Below are 17976 nucleotides of genomic sequence, written 5' to 3'. Positions count from 1 at the left end.
TCAAATTTGTTTTATAAGAATATTTGTTTCAAAATGATATTTCTTGACGAAGATCAAATTTTAAATTAATTCACCCATTGAATTTAATCGTGTTTTTTATCACTAGTAGCCATTCACTTAGAAAATTTATTAACAGACACAAAAAAGCCGAGCATTTGCTCGGCTTTCATTTAGTGCTTAATGTTTAATGACATTAAGACTCAGTGTTACGTGATTGACCACGTTCGCCACGGTGGCTTCCACGTTGGTCGCTGCCACGGTTACGATCGAAACGACGTTCACCTTCAGCACGTTGACCACGGTTAGCACCGTCACGGTTACCACGGTAGCCGCCGCCTTCACGATTGCCGCCTTCACGGTTTCCATCACGTTGACCACGATGGCCTTCACGACGAGCGCCACGGTGGTTGTCACGACCACCAGCACCACCGCCATCGCGACGAGGACCACGAGACTCACGGAAATCATTGAATTCAACAACAACAGCGCCCGCTTCTTTCTGACGAATGCGAAGCTTACGAAGCTTACCTGCTACATCAGTAGTCATCTGCTTAGGCAGTTGAACGTACGTTTGGCCTTTATCAAGTTTGATAGCACCAATAGAGCCTTTAGTTAGGCCTAATTCGTTCGCTAGCGCACCAACGATATCTTTAACTTGAACGCCTTGCTCACGACCAACCTGAAGTTGGTAAGTATCCCAATCTTGAGTGTTGAAGCTACGACCACCTTCACGACGACCTGCATCAGGATTGTCACGGCGTTCTTTACGACGTTTTTTGTCACGCTCGATAGCTTCAATCATTGGATCAGCACCAACGTAGAACAAAGGACGTTTGCCTTGTTGACGTTTAAGCAGAATCGCAGCAAGTGTCGCAGCATCGATCTCTAGGCTTTCTTGAAGCTTTTCGATTAGCTCAGCAAAGCTTTCTAGTGATTTGTGGCCTTTCTCAGTTTCTAGCTCAGCACCAAGCTTAACTAGACGAGCTTCAGCAACTTGGTCACGTGGTGGAAGTTGAATTTCTTCCATTTGAGACTTAGTTACACGCTCAATCGTACGCAGCATACGGATTTGGTTAGTACGAACAAGAAGGATAGCTTTACCCTTACGTCCAGCACGACCAGTACGACCGATACGGTGAATGTATGACTCAACATCGAATGGGATGTCGTAGTTAAATACGTGAGTGATACGTGGTACATCAAGACCACGAGCAACAACGTCAGTCGCGACTAGGATATCGATTGAACCCTGTTTGATGTTGTCAACAGTACGCTCACGTTGAGACTGAGGGATGTCGCCGTGTAGTGCTGCCGCGCTAAAGCCACGTGCAGTTAACCAGTCAGCTAGACGCTCAGTGTCTTGACGAGTACGAACGAAAACGATAGACGCATCGATTTCTTCAGTTTCAAGAAGGCGAGCCATTGCTTCGTCTTTCTCTACGCCTTTTACTACCCAGTAGTTTTGAGCAACTTTATCAACCGTGTGGTTAGTACCTGCAACATCAACACGAGCTGGATCACGCAAGTAGCGATCAACAATCGTTTTTACCATTGGAGGCATAGTTGCAGAGAACAGAACACGTTGAGCGGTTTCTGGTGCTTTCTCTAGAATCCAAGTAACGTCATCTACGAAACCCATTTTTAGCATTTCATCCGCTTCATCAAGAACGAATGTATGTGCTTGGTCTAAGTGTAGACGGTCACGGTTTAGAAGGTCTTTAACACGACCAGGTGTACCCACAACAATGTGAGCACCGCGGCTTAGAGCACGCATTTGATCAACGATAGAAGCGCCACCGTAGATCTCTAATACTTTCAAGCCCTTGATGTCACGACCAAGGTTTTTGATTTCAGCAGCAACCTGGATAGCAAGCTCACGTGTTGGTGCCATGATGATTGCTTGAGGCTTATGCTGATTAAGATCGATTTTGTTAAGAAGCGGCAAAGAGAATGCTGCTGTCTTGCCCGTACCCGTCTGAGCTTTACCTAACGCATCTCTTCCTTCTAACAATAGAGGAATTGCAGCCGCCTGGATTGGAGTTGGCGATACAAAGCCCATAGAGTCTAGAGCAGAAAGAATGTTGTCGTTAAGAGCTAATTCATTGAATTGAATTGCAGATTCTTGCATTGGGATCCCATTAAAGTAAATATAAACACAGGTCCCATGAGCTCTACCAATTCCAAACTGATCCAATACTGCTTTAAAAACAGTAGATAAGAGCTGATTCCATTCAGATGCGGAAAAGTGAAAATCGCATCAAGCCACTAGGGACGTAAACAAGGAGGCGGATTATTCACTAAAAGCACAAAAAAAGCCAGAAAAAATTGAAATACATCACAATTTTATTCTTGAACTGTCATTTTTGAGTAATGTGCCATCAATGTGGCAAAACTTTAGGCATTTCGTTACGTTATTGCTGCATGATAGGTGCGCGACTACACTTGAGTTTGAACTAGGCAATAACCAAGCGTTTGGGTATAGTGAGGGCACTTTCATTATTAAGAAGTAGATACATGTTTCAAGATAACCCGCTACTCGCCCAACTCAAACAGCAGATTCAAGAGAACCTTCCTAAAAAAGAAGGCACAATCAAAGCAACCGAGAAAGGATTTGGCTTTTTAGAAGTCGACGCGAAAACCAGTTTCTTTATCCCACCACCGTATATGAAAAAATGCATGCACGGCGATAAAGTGGTTGCCATTATACGCACGGATAAAGATCGCGAACTAGCAGAGCCTCAAGAACTTGTTGAACAAGGTGTTACCCGCTTTATTGCCCGCGTAAAGCGCTTTAAAGGCCGCCTTAATATCACACCGGATCATCCGCAGCTTAAAAAACTGTCTTTAAAAGCAAAAACTCAAAAAGGCATTAAGAGCGATGATCTTAATGACGGAGATTGGGTGGTCGCTCATGTTATCAATCACCCTTTAAAAGGTGACAACGGATTTTTGGCAGAAATTTCTCAAAAAATCACCGACGGCGATGACAAAATTGCGCCATGGTGGGTCACCTTAGCGCAAAATGATTTACCCAACACTGAGCCAGCTGGCTTAGACGCATGGGAAATAAAAGACGATGCAGCGCTCACACGTACCGACATGACGTCTATGCCATTCGTTACTATTGACGGCGAATCGACCAAAGATATGGACGATGCGCTATTTGCTAAGAAGAAAGACAATGGCGACTTCGAAGTAACAATCGCCATTGCTGACCCAACGGCCTATATTACTCCCGAAGATGAAATGGACATTGTGGCTCGCCAACGCGGCTACACCATCTATCTCCCAGGGCGTAATATTCCAATGTTACCGCGCGACTTAGCAGACGATGTATGCTCATTGCTTGAAAATGCCGAGCGTCCTGCCCTTTGCTGCTCTGTCACGGTCAATAAAGACGGTGTTATTCAAGATGACATCAAATTTTTTGCTGCGAACATGAAATCTCACGCGCGACTTGCTTACCAACATGTCTCTGATTGGTTAGAGAATGGCTCAAGCGAAGCATGGCAACCAAGTGAAGAAATTGCTGAGGTTGTTCGTGACTTGTACGATTTCTCATTGGCGCGTGCAGCTTGGCGTCAAGCTAACGCAGTTGTGTTCCCAGACCGCCCAGATTATCGATTTGAACTCAGCGAAGATAATGACGTTGTTGCGATTCATGCGGACTCTCGACGTAGCGCTAATCGCCTTGTAGAAGAAGCGATGATTACCGCCAACATCTGTGCAGGTCGCACTCTAAAAGAAGCCTTTGGTTACGGTGTATTTAACACCCATGCTGGTTTTAAACCAGAGAAGGTAAAAGACGTTCTTGAGTTGGTCAACCCACCGAATGAAGAACCCATCTACACTGAAGAGCAAATCATGTCTTTGGACGGCTTTGCTGCCTTGCGCCGTGATTTAGGCGGATTGGACTCAAGCTACCTAGACAACCGAGTACGTAAGTACCAAGCATACAGCGAAGTAGGCAATGAACCTCTACCGCATTATGCGATGGGCCTCGATGTTTATGCGACATGGACATCACCGATTCGTAAATACGGCGACATGGTCAACCACCGACTTCTAAAAGCGCACATTACTAACGCGGAACCAATACAAAAGCCGGATGATGTCTTGGGTGATGAGCTAGCCGTTCACCGCAAACATCATAGAATGGCAGAGCGTAATGTCGGAGATTGGTTGTACGCTCGAACTCTTGCAAACGAACCAAAGAACGGCACCGAATTTTTGGCAGAAATCTTTGACATTAATCGTGCGGGTATGCGAGCTCGATTGACTGAAAACGGCGCTGCCGTGTTCATTCCAAACTCGCTAATAGTAAACAACAAAGACCGAATCGTTAGCAATAACGAAAATGGCACTGTCACTATCGACCAAAATTTGGTGTATCGATTAGGTGATACACTCAAAGTCGTCTTAAATGATGTGAACCAAGAAACACGCAGTATTGTTGCAAAGCCCGTTGAAGTGTTTGCTGAACCAGTGACGACAACGGAAGACAGCGCTTCTTCTGAGTCAGAATAATCAGCCTATAGTCCGGTGACAACATTGGACTAAATGTACAAGACGAATAAAAAAGCCAGTTGGAGGACCAACTGGCTTTTTTTATAACACGGATCTCGACGTCTATTGCCTAGCCATCTACATCATTCACTCTGCTATACCGAATGTGCGTTCTCTCGCGGTAGAAGTACCGTAACTTGATAGCAACCACCTGATTGAAGCCCTGGCAGTATATTAGTCGTTAGTTTCTTACCATCCATGATCACCTCAACCTTCGTTACCTCTGAGGTACGTTGATACGTCACATGTAGCTGCGCACCACGAAACGATCGTTTGACCGAAAAATTTGACCATTCAGAAGGTACTTTAGGTTGAATGGAAAGGCCTTCTTCACATCCCTTAAGACCGAGCATTTCTTCAATAATCATGCGATAAAACCATGCACCAGTACCCGTATTAAACAAGTTACTGGAACGACCTGCCGTGTCGGGGTATTGATAATATGCACCACGATAATAATTGGGAATATAGACAGGCAATTGGCCTCTACGCTCAAAGGTATCACTTTGCGGATCAGCAACCATTTTCCTCAATACTGAAAATGCTCGGTCAGGTTCATCTATGGCATAAAGACTCGCGGCATAAAACGCGGCGGCATGATTGTAAATAGAACCATTCTCCCCTGAGCCTGGCCACTTTTGTGTCACACGACCCACATCTTCTCGCATTTGAGTAAACGCAGGCGCACATAACATGACGCCATAAGGTGTATCAAGTTGCTCGTCAATCGCGGTTAACATTTTTGCTTTCTGTTCCGCATTAGGCATATTGGCCATAAATGCCCAGCTTTGGGTATTCAAAAAGATACGCCCTTCACTATCTTCTGGGACACCAAACGTTACGCCGTCATCCGTGATACCACGCGCGTACCAATCCCCTTTCCACAGATACTCATGTGAAATGGTGGCCAATTCTTCAACCATAGATTCAAATTGCTGAATTATGGATTCATCATTGTATTTTCTAGATATTCTTATCCAAGTTTGCAACGCAACGCTTAGCGCTTGCGCTAGCCAACCCGAGACGCCTTTTCCTTTCGGACCCACCATGTTCATCGGGTCGCACCAGTCACCTTGAGCAATGAATGGCAAGCCTCGATAATCTCTCGCTTCACACATGTGGTTCATGGCACGATTCATATGTTCGAGTACTGACGCACTAGCGTCATCATCTACCCACGCGACGTCCTGTTGTAAGAGGCCCCAATCATTCGTCTCATTGAGGTAGGCATCAAGAATTAATGCCAACCATACAGAGTGGTCAGTGTGAGGGATTTGATTAATGTACTTCAAGGTGGCTTCTGGCGTCAGTAATACGCCATCAGGCATTTCTCCATCCATCTTTTGTTGAGACAATGAGGTAAGGATCACAGCTCGTGTAGCGTCACTTTTCACGTACGCCATCCCCATCCCATCTTGCAGGTAATTGCGAGTCTGAGGATCAGTCGTCAATCGATTGGTGTCACCATGATAAAAAACCTGTCTTGGTAACCAGTGATTCACAAAATGATTTAACGCAACATCAGATGTCTCTATTTCTACCACACCGGAGCCTGACGATATATATTCTTCATACGCTTGGGTTGCCGCCACTTTTTCATCTCCGGAATGACGGGCAACAACATGGCTAATCTCGGACTTATCAAGCGCCGGACCAAAGACGAAATTCAGTTGTTTCTTTTGCTCATGTTCGAGGTCTAGCTTAAATTGCATCGCACAAATAGGCATCTCGTAATGGGCTTCTTTACTGCAGAGATCCGCAAATCCTTGCAATGCCGCCGGGTTATGTAAGCCGCTTTGCCCTTCAAAACGAGGGAGACTGGTCTCATAAGCATCAGGGATAACGTCAGACGCAAAAAATGTCATATCTTTTAAGTGCTTGTTCTTTTCGTAATCTTCTAGCTTTTGGTAAGGGGTGATTGAAGTACAAACAATCGCATTGAGCGACTCATCATAATGTGCGCCCATGTTCATCCACGACATGTAACCAACTGGAAAATAAGGAATGACAGAGAGCTTACGCGGTGTGGCCCCCTTGTTAGACACTTCGACATGCCACAATTCAGCGGCTTCATCTTCACCTAACGTAAGAGTAATCGTCAGTTCAATGCCTTGATGTTTAACGATCCACTTAACGTCGCTTAGACCTGGTTGGAAATCAAAGCTATCCAGCTTGGATTTAATCGGCGCAAATGGTGCGGAAAACAACTCGCCCGTTTCATCATCTCGCACATAAAAAAAGCGACCTGGATGATGGGCAAAATAAGGCTGTTCCGGCTGCATAAAACTCGTCGCGGCTAGATTTGGTACATGCGTATATTTTTTTGGTTCTGGATTCATGTATTGCGCGACAACGTAACCTTGGCAATTAACATGAATCATCATCTTACGATTCCAGAGATAACCCGCCGAATTAGGAAGAAGCGTTGGATCCGTTAATGAAAATCGGGTTCCCTGATCGAGAAATGTTGACATGAATGAGACCTCTTTACACGTAATAGTTTTTATCTATCTAGACGGGCTTGTTAACGTACTAAGCCCACGAATTTTCTAGTAATTTAGGATGATTTCTTCAATGGCATTCTTCGAACCACATTCATTAAATACGGTTTATGAACCCGTGTATTATTACGCTACGTATTGTTATTTTTGCACTGAACCCGTCGAATCACGAACATTAAGTGTCGGTTCAAAATGGGAGGCAATAGGCAGCTTTTCGTCGTAACATAAGTTCAATAATTGATGACAAGCATTACGAGATATTTCTTCTAACGGCACATGAACGCTCGTCATTGCTGGCGATGTATAACTCGATATATCGATGTCGTCATAACCAATAACTGAGATGTCTACGCCAACACGAATGCCTTGTCGATGTAGTGTTGCCATCGCGGCCATTGCACTGTTGTCATTACCACAAAACAACGCGGTAAACGGCTTGTCTTTAGCCAATAATTTTTGTGTGGCCACCGCGCCTTGTTCAAAACTGTAGCCACCAGATTCAACTAGGTCGGCATCTACCTCTATCCCTGAGGCTCTCAACTCATCGATAAACCCTTGGTGACGCATTTTTGCATCTTGCGCGCTCATTCGTCCGCTCACAACGGCAATATTCTTATGCCCCAACTCAACCAAATGACGAGCCGCTAACTTGCCTCCCTGATAATGATCGGCGCTAAAGGTTTTTTGCTCGAGTTCGTCGATATCACGGTTAATGAACACCACTTTCGGGTACCGTGCTTCAATTTTTGCTAGTTCAACCACGGACAACTCTGGACACGACATTAGAATGCCATCGCAGTCTCTCTCAATGAGATAATCTAAGCACGCTATCCGCTCTTTATCCGTCGTTGCATCCTCCGCATTGGCAAGGATGATGTGCTTATCGCGTTTCCGTAGTTCTCTTTCGATGGTTTGCAGCATCTTTCGATGAAACGACCCAGAGAATGATGGCACCCATAATCCAATGATATTCGACTTTTTCGACGATAATGAGCGTGCCATGCTGTTTGGCCGATAATTGAGATCCGACATTGCGGCGGCCACTTTATCCATTGTCTTAGCTGAAATAGAGGCATTACCAGAAAGGTATCTGGAAACAGTTCCAACTCCAACTCCTGCCAGTTTTGCTACATCTTTTATCGTCGCCATTTGTTGTCACCCTATGGACTAGTCACTACTATATTTCACTTATATTAGTGAAATTACACCGTTTAAGACATCAATTTTTACACTTAACACACAAATACGCAGAATTCGTGACCAATTTCTCATGTTTATAATTTACTCAAAAAGTTCCTAGATCTGATGAGAAAGAAGCGCTATAAAATAATAAATGGAATCGATTCCATTATAGAAATACTACTTAGGACTATAACAAAACAACGAAAGGGTATTCTCATGATCAAGAACGTGACACTTGCTGCTGCTATCGCTATCGCCGTCTCCCCCGCTTTTGCTAAAGAAGAAGCAGAAGTTATGCACTGGTGGACATCGGGCGGTGAATCTGCGGCGATTAAAGTACTTGCGGACGCTTATGAAGCGGACGGCGGAACATGGAAAGACAGCGCCGTCGCAGGCGGGTCTAATGCACGATCGGCGGCCATCAACCGTATGATTGGTGGCTCTCCAACAACCGCCGCACTGTTTAACACCTCGCAGCAGTATCACGAGATGATTGCGGAAGACATGCTCAATAATATTGATGCCGTCGCTAAAGCAAATAACTGGGACCAAATCCTACCTCAACCTACCCTGGACGCGATTAAAGTTAACGGCCATTTTTATGCTGCGCCGGTCAATATCCACATGCCTGGCTGGTTCTGGTATTCAAAAGAAGCGTTTGATAAAGCTGGTATTGAGCAAGAGCCCCAAACTCCTGAAGAATTGTTCTCTGCCCTTGATAAGCTAAAAGAGGCCGGTTATATCCCACTCGCACTGGGAGGACAAAACTGGCAAGAAAATCTACTGTTCGCCACGGTGCTCAGTAACATAGGGGGTAAACAACTCTATCTCGATGCCTTAGGTAAAAGAGACGCTGAGACATTAAACTCTGATGGATTTAAAACGGTTGTCGATACTTTCCTAAAACTTAAACCTTATGTTGACACAGGGTCCCCAGGTCGTAACTGGAATGACACCACCAGCCTAGTTATTAACGATAAAGCCGGTATTCAAGTCATGGGGGACTGGGCAAAAGGCGAGTTTACTCAGGCCAACAAAATTCCGGGCCAAGATTACGGTTGTTTCCCAGGTTTAGGCGATGACTCGCTTTACATCGTTGGTGGCGACGTGTTCGTCTTCCCTAAAACCGATGATAAAGACCAAATCGCCGCTCAGCAGAGTCTCGTTGAATCCATGCTTAAACCAGCGACACAAGTCGAATTCAATAACCTGAAAGGTTCAGTTCCAGTTCGAACCGATATTGATGTGTCCTCAATGGATATTTGTGCACAAAAAGGCGCAGCCATTCTAAAAGTCGCTGACCGCCAAATCCCAGATGGGTCAATGTTAATGGAAGAATATTTGTACGGTTCGTTAAAAGATGCCGTGACCGAGGTTTGGAACTCACCAAACATCACCACCGCGCAAGCCGTGACAATTTTCGAGCGCGCACTTCGCGACTAAACGCACTTGGCACCTTACACTTGGCACCTTCCCTCAAGGACGGTGCCTATTTTATCTCTCATCTAACTAAATAAGGGAGATCCCGCATGGATCTAGTCGCCATTAAGCGGCACATTCGAAGAAACACATTGGCTTATGTAGCAATACTACCAATGGCTTTTACTGTCATTGTCGCTTACATGGGTACGATGTTTTGGTCGGTAAGGCTATCATTTACCAGCTCAAGAATGCTGCCTAAGTATGACTTTGTCGGATTCTCTCAATATGAACGTCTATTCGAGACATCACGTTGGGTCACATCGTTAGAAAACCTATTAGTCATCGCCTTTTTGTTTCTCGCTATTTGTTTTGTTCTCGGCTTTTTACTTTCTATTTTTATTGATCAAAAAATTAAAGCGGAAAGTTTCTTTAGGACTGTCTTTCTTTTCCCTTATGCCATGTCCTTTATCGTTACCGGACTCGTTTGGCAATGGATATTCAACCCACAGCTCGGTATTCAAAACGCCATGCACAACTTGGGCTGGGAATCGTTTACTTTTGACTGGATCGTCAATCCTGACATGGTGATCTACACCGTTATTATTGCAGCCGTTTGGCAAGGCTCTGGCCTAGTGATGGCGCTATTATTAGCAGGGTTAAGAGGTATTGATGAAGACTTATGGAAAGCAACAAAAATAGACGGTATTCCGACGTGGCGAGTTTATTTCAGCATCATCTTACCGATGCTGCGTCCAATGATTATTACCACCGTCGTACTGCTGTCCATCAGTATCATCAAGATGTATGACGTTGTTGTAGCCATGACGTTAGGCGGACCGGGTGTCGCCAGTGAAGTACCGGCGAAGTTTATTATGGATAACCTCTTTGAGCGCGCCAATATTGGCATTGCGACCGCCGCATCTACTGTCATGCTCACCACCGTACTGTGTTTAATCGCACCGTTTATTTACACCAACTACATCAAGAAACAAGGTAGGTAAGCTATGAGTATTCTCTCACCTACGATGACGCCAGCTGCCACTAAACGCCCAACCTCGGTTAAGGCACGATGGGGACGCATCGGCATCTATGGTTTTCTAACCATTACCGCGCTCTTTTTCCTATTGCCACTGTATGTCATGATCGTCACGTCATTTAAAGAACTCGACGAAATTCGCATGAGCAGTATTTTTGCCTTGCCACAGCAGCTGTCCTTTGATTCATGGAAAGTAGCATGGAGCAGCGCCTGTACTGGCTTAGAATGTAACGGCTTACAAGTGGGCTTTTGGAACTCAGTAAAGATATTGATCCCTAGTGTCATTATTTCTGTTTTATTTGGTGCAATAAATGGTTATGCCCTCTCCTTTTGGAAAATAAAAGGCGCAAACCTGCTGTTTGCTTGCTTGTTGCTGGGCGCATTCATTCCGTACCAAGTGTTCATCTACCCATTGATTCGTGTTTATGCCGATTTAGGTATCTACGGCACTTTAACAGGCGTTGTAGTCTCACACGTTATTTTTGGTATGCCTATCATGACGCTACTGTTTCGCAATTATTACAGTACCTTACCAATGGAACTGTTCAATGCCGCTCGTATTGATGGTGCAGGATTCTTTAAAGTATTTTTCTCCATCATGCTACCGATGTCGGTACCTATCATCATCGTAGCAGTCATTATGCAAGTGACGAATATCTGGAACGATTTCTTGATCGGGTTAGTCTTTGCAGGCACAGACAATCTACCGATGACCGTGCAACTTAACAATATCGTCAACACCACAACCGGTGAGCGTGCCTACAACGTCAACATGGCCGCTACCATTCTTACTTCTTTGGTCCCTCTTATCATCTATGTGGCGTCGGGACGTTGGTTTGTTAGAGGCATAGCTTCTGGCGCAGTAAAAGGATAATCATCATGGGTATAGTTAACATCAACAAGCTCGACATTAGTTATGAGAGCACAAAAGTCGTCAAGCAGTTAGACCTGTATATTAATGATGGTGAGTTTTTGGTTCTACTGGGGCCCTCAGGGTGTGGTAAGTCCACATTGCTTAACGCTATCGGTGGCCTTATTGACTCAAGTGGCGGCAGCATTTCATTTGACGGCAAAGATGTCACATGGACCGATCCAAAGGACCGCGGTATTGGGATGGTTTTTCAATCCTATGCCCTTTATCCAACCATGTCGGTTGAGCGAAATATGTCGTTCGGGTTGCGGATTGCGGGTGTCGACAAAGATACGATCAATAAGAAGGTACAATGGGCGGCTAAACTATTGCAGCTTGAACCCTTGCTTGATCGAAAACCCTCCGCGCTTTCCGGGGGCCAACGCCAGCGTGTTGCCATAGGGCGAGCCCTTGTTCGAGATGCTGACATCTATCTGTTTGACGAACCATTATCAAACCTTGATGCCAAGCTGCGTGCAGAGCTTAGATTGGAAATCAAAAAACTGCATAATACATTGAAGTCCACCATGATTTACGTCACTCATGACCAGATCGAAGCACTGACGCTGGCTGACCGAATTGCAGTGATGAAAGATGGTATTATCCAGCAGTTGGATACCCCTCACAATGTCTATAACAAACCCGCTAACTTGTTTGTCGCCACGTTTTTAGGTTCTCCAGCGATGAACTGTGTTGAAGGGAAGCTTGAGGTAGAGGGTGACATTACTTACTTCCGTTCTAAAGATTTGGTGCTAAACGTTACGTCTTATCCATTTAAGTCATTAATCACTGACGGAAAAGCCGTAACATTAGGCATGCGACCAGAACATTTATTCACGTCTCTAGAGCATAATGATGAGGAAAATAGTATTACAGGCACGATAGAGTTGGTTGAACCCATGGGATCAGATACCCTCGTTTGGACTCAGTTTGATGCTGACCACACACTGTCTCACCGCACGACCACTGAATTTGAGATCCATGCTGGCGATCAAATTACCGTCAAGGTTGATGCGACGCGTTGTTCAATCTTTGACTCAGAAACCACGCAAAGGATGTGATTTTTTGTGACCTACTCTCTATGTAAACCACATAGAAAATCAGGTTATTAAGTTGATACTTAAGCCGTGTTGCTCAAACAGCAGCGCGGCTTTTTCGGCCCATTAGGGTGACAATATGAAGCTAAACAGACTCGCAATGTCTAACTTCTACGTCGAAACATTCACGGACTCTAATTCAAACCGCTGTACGTATCGGTCACTTGAAATATCGGTTTGAAGATAGCTATGATGAAGCATAAGAATCGATTTTACGATTTTCGTTCCGATACCTAGACTGCCATTTTTTGCTTGGGGTTCAATGCTATTAACGAGACTGAATTCAATTCGTCTGCCTTCTGTATTCTCCAATACCGTAGCGATAATTTGCCCCCCAAAAGGGCTATGTCGTATCGCATTTTCCAAGAGGTTTAACAACATTCGCTCTAAAAGTGACTCATCTCCAATCGTCCAAATTTCACGATTTGTATCCATATATAAGGTTAACGCGCGCCGGTTTAGCTCAACTTGAATCGTTTGTTTGCAGGTGTGTAACACCTTAGAAAGATTAACGGATTCATATTGATAAACCGGTAACGCCGGTTGCTGTTTCGCAGCCTCAAGCAGAGACTGCAACTGAGCTGAGAGTTTGACACTATTATTGAAAGCAATATCGATTAATGGATCAGGGGTCGAGCTTTGTAAGCGCCAAGTTTCTAAATAACCCAACACACTCGACAGAGGCGTTTTCAGATCGTGACTTAATGTCATAAGAGATTCACGCTGTGCACTGGATTGATATTCAAGCTGCAAAAATTGTTGTTGTATCCGTTTTGCCATGAGTTGATATTGCTCTGCAATCGGCACTAGTTCAGGCACTTGATGCGTAAAATCAGGGGTTAAACGAAAGTCTTGTTCTGCCTGCTCTTGCAAGTTTCTCGTCACACGTTCCATCGGCAACAATAAACTGCGCTTAACGAGCCAATACGCAAGTAGGCTGAAACCCAAAATAGACAAGAGAATGAGTGACGCGAGTGCTAGGTAGGGTGTATCCAGTTGCGAATTAGCAATGTCGGTATGTCGACTACTGCCAATAACCACGTATAAATATCCGATGGTCGAGCCTAATTCAGTAATTGCAGCCACTGAAAACACTTTCTTTTGGTCGCGGTGTCGGGGATCATCACCAAGAATAGGAAACGGCTCGTTGATCAGAAAACGTTGGATCGGAGCCGTGTCCACTTTATCCATTAGCTCGGCGCCTTCTGGCGCGGCATGACTGGTAATATTGCCTTGGCTATCGAGAAAATAAATCTCAAAGTCGGGACCTATCAACATCAAAGTATGAAAAATAGACTTGAGTGCCACTGGATTATAATCGGTGCCAATCATCAAAGGGTTATCGTCGCGCATATGCGAAGCCAGCTCTTTATGTAGGCTCTGTTTTGTTCGGAGTTCCGTCGTTTTTCTTTGCCAATCGTAAGTGAAGGCGATAAGTGCCGACGCCAATAAAAACCACACACTGGTTAGCAAAATTAAGCGAGATTTAAAACTCATCGCAGCCTTGTTACCTGGCACCATGACTTCCTCCATTGCATCGAATTTCAAAACGATTTTTTATTTTTAGCGCCCACATCAACTCCAAAGCACTCGAAAGATTGTGTTATGGCTGATTTTCACAAGCATGCATCACACACTATCCGGCAAAAATTTGTACCCCACGCCCCACACCGTTTGAATATAATTATGTACGCTATGAGCCTTGTGTAGCTTGGTTCGTAGGCGGTTAATGGTGCTACAAACCGTGTGATGATAACCACTATGATGCGTATCCCAAACATGTTCCAGCAACTCATCCTTGCTGTATACGCGACCGGGACGACGTGCAAGAAAATGCAAGAGCGTGAATTCGGTCGCCGTTAAATCAAGATGTTGACCTGCAAGTGCTACCGTGTGTTGCTCAGGATAAATAGACAATGAGCCTAAACTTAATGCTGGCGACTCGTGTTTTGTTTCTGAATGGATGGGCGTTAGGTGTTCGGTCTTATGCTGGCGATGATGACGTCGAAGAGTATTTCGTACCCTCGCCTGAAACTCGAGTACACTAAAAGGCTTAGTAATATAGTCGTCCACCCCTGCTTCTAGTCCATCAACTTTGTCCATCTCTGAATCGCGCGCCGTCATCATGATTATTGGCACCCAGTCGTTTTGATGTCTCAGCTGCAAGCAGACATCTAATCCATCACCATCAGGAAGACCGCGATCCAGTACCAGCATATCAATGGATTGTTCACTATAGCGCTCAATGCCTTCTTTGACACTTGTCGCTCGAATGACGCGATGGCCCTGAAATTTAAGGTGCATTTGTATCAAGCCGGCGAGGTCTTCGTCGTCCTCCACTAGCATGATCGTCGCGGCGTCAGGGTTTAATACTTCAGTGACTGGTCTTTCCTTTGTGACCATGCTCGCTCCTTGCTTTGGTTTAGTGAAATAACGCGAATTTAATCACGCAGTAGAAAACCAGACCGAAGCAAGGCGCGATATCTTTCACTTGGTACGAATTATCGTCAACAAGGCACCGGTGCTTGCAAAGCGGTGACTGGCATTCAATGCAGAGCCAACTAATCCGTCATCAACAGAGATAACCCCCGCATGAAACGCAAGTCTATCTATATCGTCACGAGCCGCATTAAAACCTTCCCCTCCACCAGCAGGACCCGGGATGGTGCTGGAAGACTCGCTATCGCCCTCTGTCCCCGCGTCCCATACGCTCATTGCCATCTCGTAGCTCTCATTCACACTTAATGAGTCGAGACTAATACCTGTCTCCCCAATAAATGCATCATTGGTGTTAACCAACATTGATGCCAATGACAATTCATTTGCACTAGAGGAATCAATACTAAAAGTCACGGTATCTGATGACCCTGGAAGGATCAGTCCATTACCAGAAATCCCCAATTCCACATTACTTTGGGTGGTTTGCAAGCTTAGAATGTCACTATTGCTGCCCGATTCTGCGAGTTTTTCAAGCTCAAGCGATACAGGAACGCCAACAGAAAATAGTTCGTACTGGTTATTATGAGCAAGTACCGCGAGAGGAGACATGGGTTGATTGGCCGTCGTATTCTTCACCGTTACGGTGTACGTTCGCATCGTGTCGGCGCTCGTATTGTTTGAATCATCCGGACAACCTGCTAGTAAAGCGACGGAACTGGCAATCATGAATAGTTTATATTTCATAATAATCCCTTACTTAACAACAACAGTTAAAGTGGCAACCGGATTTAACCAACGATGGCTTGCACTGTCTAAATCACTGATGCCTGCGGCAGGATCACTATCACCAAGATTTCCCGCATGAACGTGGACCTTGGCGTTTGTCACGGTTGTTTCAACACCAGTGCCCCCAGCACCGAAAGTAATGAATGGTGGATTAGGCATGCTCGCTGCTAATTCATCATTTGCTTCTGTACCCGCATCGTACCCACGGAGTCGCACCTTATAAGTCCCGGCTTCGCTCGGTATTTCCCAACTATCAAGTCCAACAAACCCATCATTTGTCGGCAGTAACATAGCCGAAATTGACAAGTAACTCATTGTGCCGGTGTCGATAGAGAATGTTGTTTGATCACCTGGGTTAAGAATGCCACTTGCTGGGTTTTCTACGACGACACCACCGGCATTCGCTATTACGGATGAAAGCCCAGAAATATCGCCACCTTCTGCCATCGCTTCAAGTTCAGGAGAAGCACTTTCGCCTGTTCTAAACATCACGAGGGTTGAATCGTGTGCCGCGACAATCAACGGCGTAAAGTAAATGCCCTTAGTGGCGTTGGTTAGCGTAATATCGAGTTCAGCGGCTTGTGCGGAAACACCGGAAAGTGCGGCCGTCACCGATGTAAAAATAAGTCCTAGCTGAGTATGTTTGTTCATGTCAATTCCATCCTTATTGGTTTGATCGTTCTTAATACCCAATAAGCATGCACCTTATATCTATCTCCCCTTTCACACAGTTCTCATAAAAATCTCACAAGTTTATCCATGAATACTCACCATACTTTGGATGGGTATCATCCTACAAAACCGATTACTGATTTCTACAACACACTTATAAACTCTCTACTAGTCAAGTGAGTTAGTGTTAAATGTCGACATCACTCACTTATCATTTCAACAAGATGAATGAGAAACCAATGCCATATTCACTCGTTTCGATGCCTCATGAACTTGAGCTGGGAGGGATCTATTTCCCCCCTTTCTTGTTAGTGTGCGTTCTGAGTTATCTGCTTACGCTGTTGACCAGCAAAGTCGTTATTTATATGAAGTGGCACCGATGTTTTTATGCGTATGCTGTCGTAGAAGTCGCGATTGCCACCATTTATGCACTATTAATCAGCCAATACTTGCTTCTCTTTTAGATCCAGCTTGAGCGTAAAAAAGGTACTCCCCATGTCAAAAAAAATACTCTCATCGTTATTAATTGTTGTCATCGCCGCTTACTTCGGTATACAGCGTTACACTGATTATATCGAAAACCCATGGACCAGAGACGGACAGATTCGAGCACATATCATCGAGGTCACACCGCGAGTAACAGGGCCGGTTACCCAAGTAAATGTCGAAGACAATCATTTTGTTAAAGCCGGAGACGTATTATTTGAAATAGACCAAAGCGTCTTTATCGCATCACTTGATCAAGCCCGTGCAAATTTACTGCAAGCCAAAGCCTTACTCGACCGTGCAAAAAACCAGGAACATCGCTCTGCGGCACTTGAAAAAATCAAACCCGGATCAGTCCCTGTATTAACGTTAAACAACCTAGAGAATGACATACAAACCGCGAGTGCCAACGTTAAAGCGGCAGCGGCAGCAACAAAAGTCGCTGAACTTAACCTAGAGTTCACAACAGTCGTTGCACCAACAGATGGATTCATTACCAACCTGAATCTACAGCAGGGCTCTCAAGTTGTCGCTAATCAACCCGTCGTAGCCTTGATCGAAGATGACAGTTTTTGGGTGGAAGGTTTTTTTGAAGAAACCGATCTTCGCAACATCCGACTGGGTTCTGAAGCACAAGTGACACTCATGTCACACCCAGATACCCCATTACATGGGTATGTAGAAAGCATGGGGTTTGGTATTTCAAAACAAGACGGGAGCACTGGTTCTTTCCTACTTCCGACCGTTAATCCAAATTTCCAATGGATTCGCTTGGCTCAACGTGTGCCGGTTAAAGTTAAACTCACAGAAACACCTGATGACTTTAACCTCATTGTTGGAACCACAGCGTCTGTCTTAGTGCATAAATCTCAGTAGGTT

At 44.9% G+C, this 17976-nt stretch carries 14 protein-coding genes; 7 read left to right on the top strand and 7 right to left on the bottom strand.

What is annotated here, in order from left to right:
• Window positions 1-193 precede the first annotated feature (193 nt).
• On the bottom strand, window positions 194-2128 hold the full coding sequence (locus AB4405_RS03030; protein WP_372059578.1) for a DEAD/DEAH box helicase: 1935 nt from the start codon (window positions 2126-2128) through the stop codon (window positions 194-196).
• Window positions 2129-2514: 386 nt separating this feature from the next.
• Here AB4405_RS03030 and rnb point away from each other — a divergent pair, with 386 nt between their 5' ends.
• A complete protein-coding gene (gene rnb / locus AB4405_RS03025) occupies window positions 2515-4527 on the top strand; it encodes an exoribonuclease II (protein WP_372059577.1) in 2013 nt (670 codons plus the stop codon).
• 134 nt (window positions 4528-4661) lie between these two features.
• Here rnb and AB4405_RS03020 read toward each other — a convergent pair whose 3' ends face one another.
• Together AB4405_RS03020 and AB4405_RS03015 are read right to left on the bottom strand one after the other, a co-directional pair.
• The gene (locus tag AB4405_RS03020; protein ID WP_372059576.1) at window positions 4662-7040 is read right to left on the bottom strand and encodes a GH36-type glycosyl hydrolase domain-containing protein; all 2379 of its coding nucleotides are present in this window, start codon (window positions 7038-7040) and stop codon (window positions 4662-4664) included.
• A gap of 168 nt (window positions 7041-7208) precedes the next feature.
• Window positions 7209-8216: a LacI family DNA-binding transcriptional regulator gene (locus AB4405_RS03015; RefSeq protein WP_372059575.1), complete on the bottom strand. Its 1008-nt coding sequence runs from the start codon at window positions 8214-8216 to the stop codon at window positions 7209-7211.
• A gap of 249 nt (window positions 8217-8465) precedes the next feature.
• Between AB4405_RS03015 and AB4405_RS03010 the strand changes: the two genes are divergently transcribed.
• The 4 genes from AB4405_RS03010 to AB4405_RS02995 all read left to right on the top strand — a co-directional run bounded on the left by AB4405_RS03010 (window position 8466) and on the right by AB4405_RS02995 (window position 12678).
• Window positions 8466-9692: an ABC transporter substrate-binding protein gene (locus AB4405_RS03010; RefSeq protein ID WP_372059574.1), complete on the top strand. Its 1227-nt coding sequence runs from the start codon at window positions 8466-8468 to the stop codon at window positions 9690-9692.
• Between the two features lie 86 nt (window positions 9693-9778).
• A complete protein-coding gene (locus tag AB4405_RS03005; RefSeq protein ID WP_372059573.1) occupies window positions 9779-10672 on the top strand; it encodes a carbohydrate ABC transporter permease in 894 nt (297 codons plus the stop codon).
• A 24-nt stretch (window positions 10673-10696) separates the two neighbouring features.
• Window positions 10697-11581: a carbohydrate ABC transporter permease gene (locus AB4405_RS03000; protein ID WP_198593062.1), complete on the top strand. Its 885-nt coding sequence runs from the start codon at window positions 10697-10699 to the stop codon at window positions 11579-11581.
• Window positions 11582-11586: 5 nt separating this feature from the next.
• Complete coding sequence (locus AB4405_RS02995) at window positions 11587-12678, top strand: ABC transporter ATP-binding protein (RefSeq protein WP_372059571.1); 1092 nt, start codon at window positions 11587-11589, stop codon at window positions 12676-12678.
• Window positions 12679-12825: 147 nt separating this feature from the next.
• Here AB4405_RS02995 and AB4405_RS02990 read toward each other — a convergent pair whose 3' ends face one another.
• The 4 genes from AB4405_RS02990 to AB4405_RS02975 form a co-directional block, all read right to left on the bottom strand.
• Window positions 12826-14211, bottom strand: coding sequence for a sensor histidine kinase (locus tag AB4405_RS02990; protein WP_372059710.1), 1386 nt, complete (start codon window positions 14209-14211; stop codon window positions 12826-12828).
• Window positions 14212-14343: 132 nt separating this feature from the next.
• On the bottom strand, window positions 14344-15117 hold the full coding sequence (locus tag AB4405_RS02985; RefSeq protein WP_372059570.1) for a response regulator transcription factor: 774 nt from the start codon (window positions 15115-15117) through the stop codon (window positions 14344-14346).
• An 84-nt stretch (window positions 15118-15201) separates the two neighbouring features.
• Window positions 15202-15897: a spondin domain-containing protein gene (locus tag AB4405_RS02980; protein ID WP_372059569.1), complete on the bottom strand. Its 696-nt coding sequence runs from the start codon at window positions 15895-15897 to the stop codon at window positions 15202-15204.
• 9 nt (window positions 15898-15906) lie between these two features.
• Entirely contained in the window at window positions 15907-16590 is a 684-nt protein-coding gene (locus AB4405_RS02975) for a spondin domain-containing protein (protein WP_372059568.1), read from the bottom strand.
• Between the two features lie 260 nt (window positions 16591-16850).
• Between AB4405_RS02975 and AB4405_RS02970 the strand changes: the two genes are divergently transcribed.
• Together AB4405_RS02970 and AB4405_RS02965 are read left to right on the top strand one after the other, a co-directional pair.
• The gene (locus AB4405_RS02970) at window positions 16851-17075 is read left to right on the top strand and encodes a DUF1656 domain-containing protein (RefSeq protein WP_372059567.1); all 225 of its coding nucleotides are present in this window, start codon (window positions 16851-16853) and stop codon (window positions 17073-17075) included.
• A 31-nt stretch (window positions 17076-17106) separates the two neighbouring features.
• On the top strand, window positions 17107-17973 hold the full coding sequence (locus tag AB4405_RS02965) for an efflux RND transporter periplasmic adaptor subunit (protein WP_372059566.1): 867 nt from the start codon (window positions 17107-17109) through the stop codon (window positions 17971-17973).
• The last annotated feature ends 3 nt before the right edge of the window (window positions 17974-17976 follow it).

It is taken from the genome of Vibrio sp. 10N.261.51.F12 (assembly GCF_041471725.1).
Classification (GTDB): domain Bacteria; phylum Pseudomonadota; class Gammaproteobacteria; order Enterobacterales; family Vibrionaceae; genus Vibrio.
The sequence above is the reverse complement of the archived record's forward strand: the minus strand, read 5'-3'. Positions and strand labels throughout refer to the sequence as shown.

What these genes read in the sequence shown, in the direction of transcription:
- AB4405_RS02970 (WP_372059567.1), top strand. Translation starts at nt 16,851, where the DNA reads ATGCCATATTCACTCGTTTCGATGCCTCATGAACTTGAGCTGGGAGGG.
- AB4405_RS02985 (WP_372059570.1), bottom strand. Translation starts at nt 15,117, where the DNA reads ATGGTCACAAAGGAAAGACCAGTCACTGAAGTATTAAACCCTGACGCC.
- AB4405_RS02980 (WP_372059569.1), bottom strand. Translation starts at nt 15,897, where the DNA reads ATGAAATATAAACTATTCATGATTGCCAGTTCCGTCGCTTTACTAGCA.
- AB4405_RS03015 (WP_372059575.1), bottom strand. Translation starts at nt 8,216, where the DNA reads ATGGCGACGATAAAAGATGTAGCAAAACTGGCAGGAGTTGGAGTTGGA.
- AB4405_RS02990 (WP_372059710.1), bottom strand. Translation starts at nt 14,211, where the DNA reads ATGAGTTTTAAATCTCGCTTAATTTTGCTAACCAGTGTGTGGTTTTTA.
- AB4405_RS03000 (WP_198593062.1), top strand. Translation starts at nt 10,697, where the DNA reads ATGACGCCAGCTGCCACTAAACGCCCAACCTCGGTTAAGGCACGATGG.
- AB4405_RS02975 (WP_372059568.1), bottom strand. Translation starts at nt 16,590, where the DNA reads ATGAACAAACATACTCAGCTAGGACTTATTTTTACATCGGTGACGGCC.
- AB4405_RS02995 (WP_372059571.1), top strand. Translation starts at nt 11,587, where the DNA reads ATGGGTATAGTTAACATCAACAAGCTCGACATTAGTTATGAGAGCACA.
- AB4405_RS03010 (WP_372059574.1), top strand. Translation starts at nt 8,466, where the DNA reads ATGATCAAGAACGTGACACTTGCTGCTGCTATCGCTATCGCCGTCTCC.
- AB4405_RS03005 (WP_372059573.1), top strand. Translation starts at nt 9,779, where the DNA reads ATGGATCTAGTCGCCATTAAGCGGCACATTCGAAGAAACACATTGGCT.
- rnb (WP_372059577.1), top strand. Translation starts at nt 2,515, where the DNA reads ATGTTTCAAGATAACCCGCTACTCGCCCAACTCAAACAGCAGATTCAA.
- AB4405_RS03030 (WP_372059578.1), bottom strand. Translation starts at nt 2,128, where the DNA reads ATGCAAGAATCTGCAATTCAATTCAATGAATTAGCTCTTAACGACAAC.
- AB4405_RS02965 (WP_372059566.1), top strand. Translation starts at nt 17,107, where the DNA reads ATGTCAAAAAAAATACTCTCATCGTTATTAATTGTTGTCATCGCCGCT.
- AB4405_RS03020 (WP_372059576.1), bottom strand. Translation starts at nt 7,040, where the DNA reads ATGTCAACATTTCTCGATCAGGGAACCCGATTTTCATTAACGGATCCA.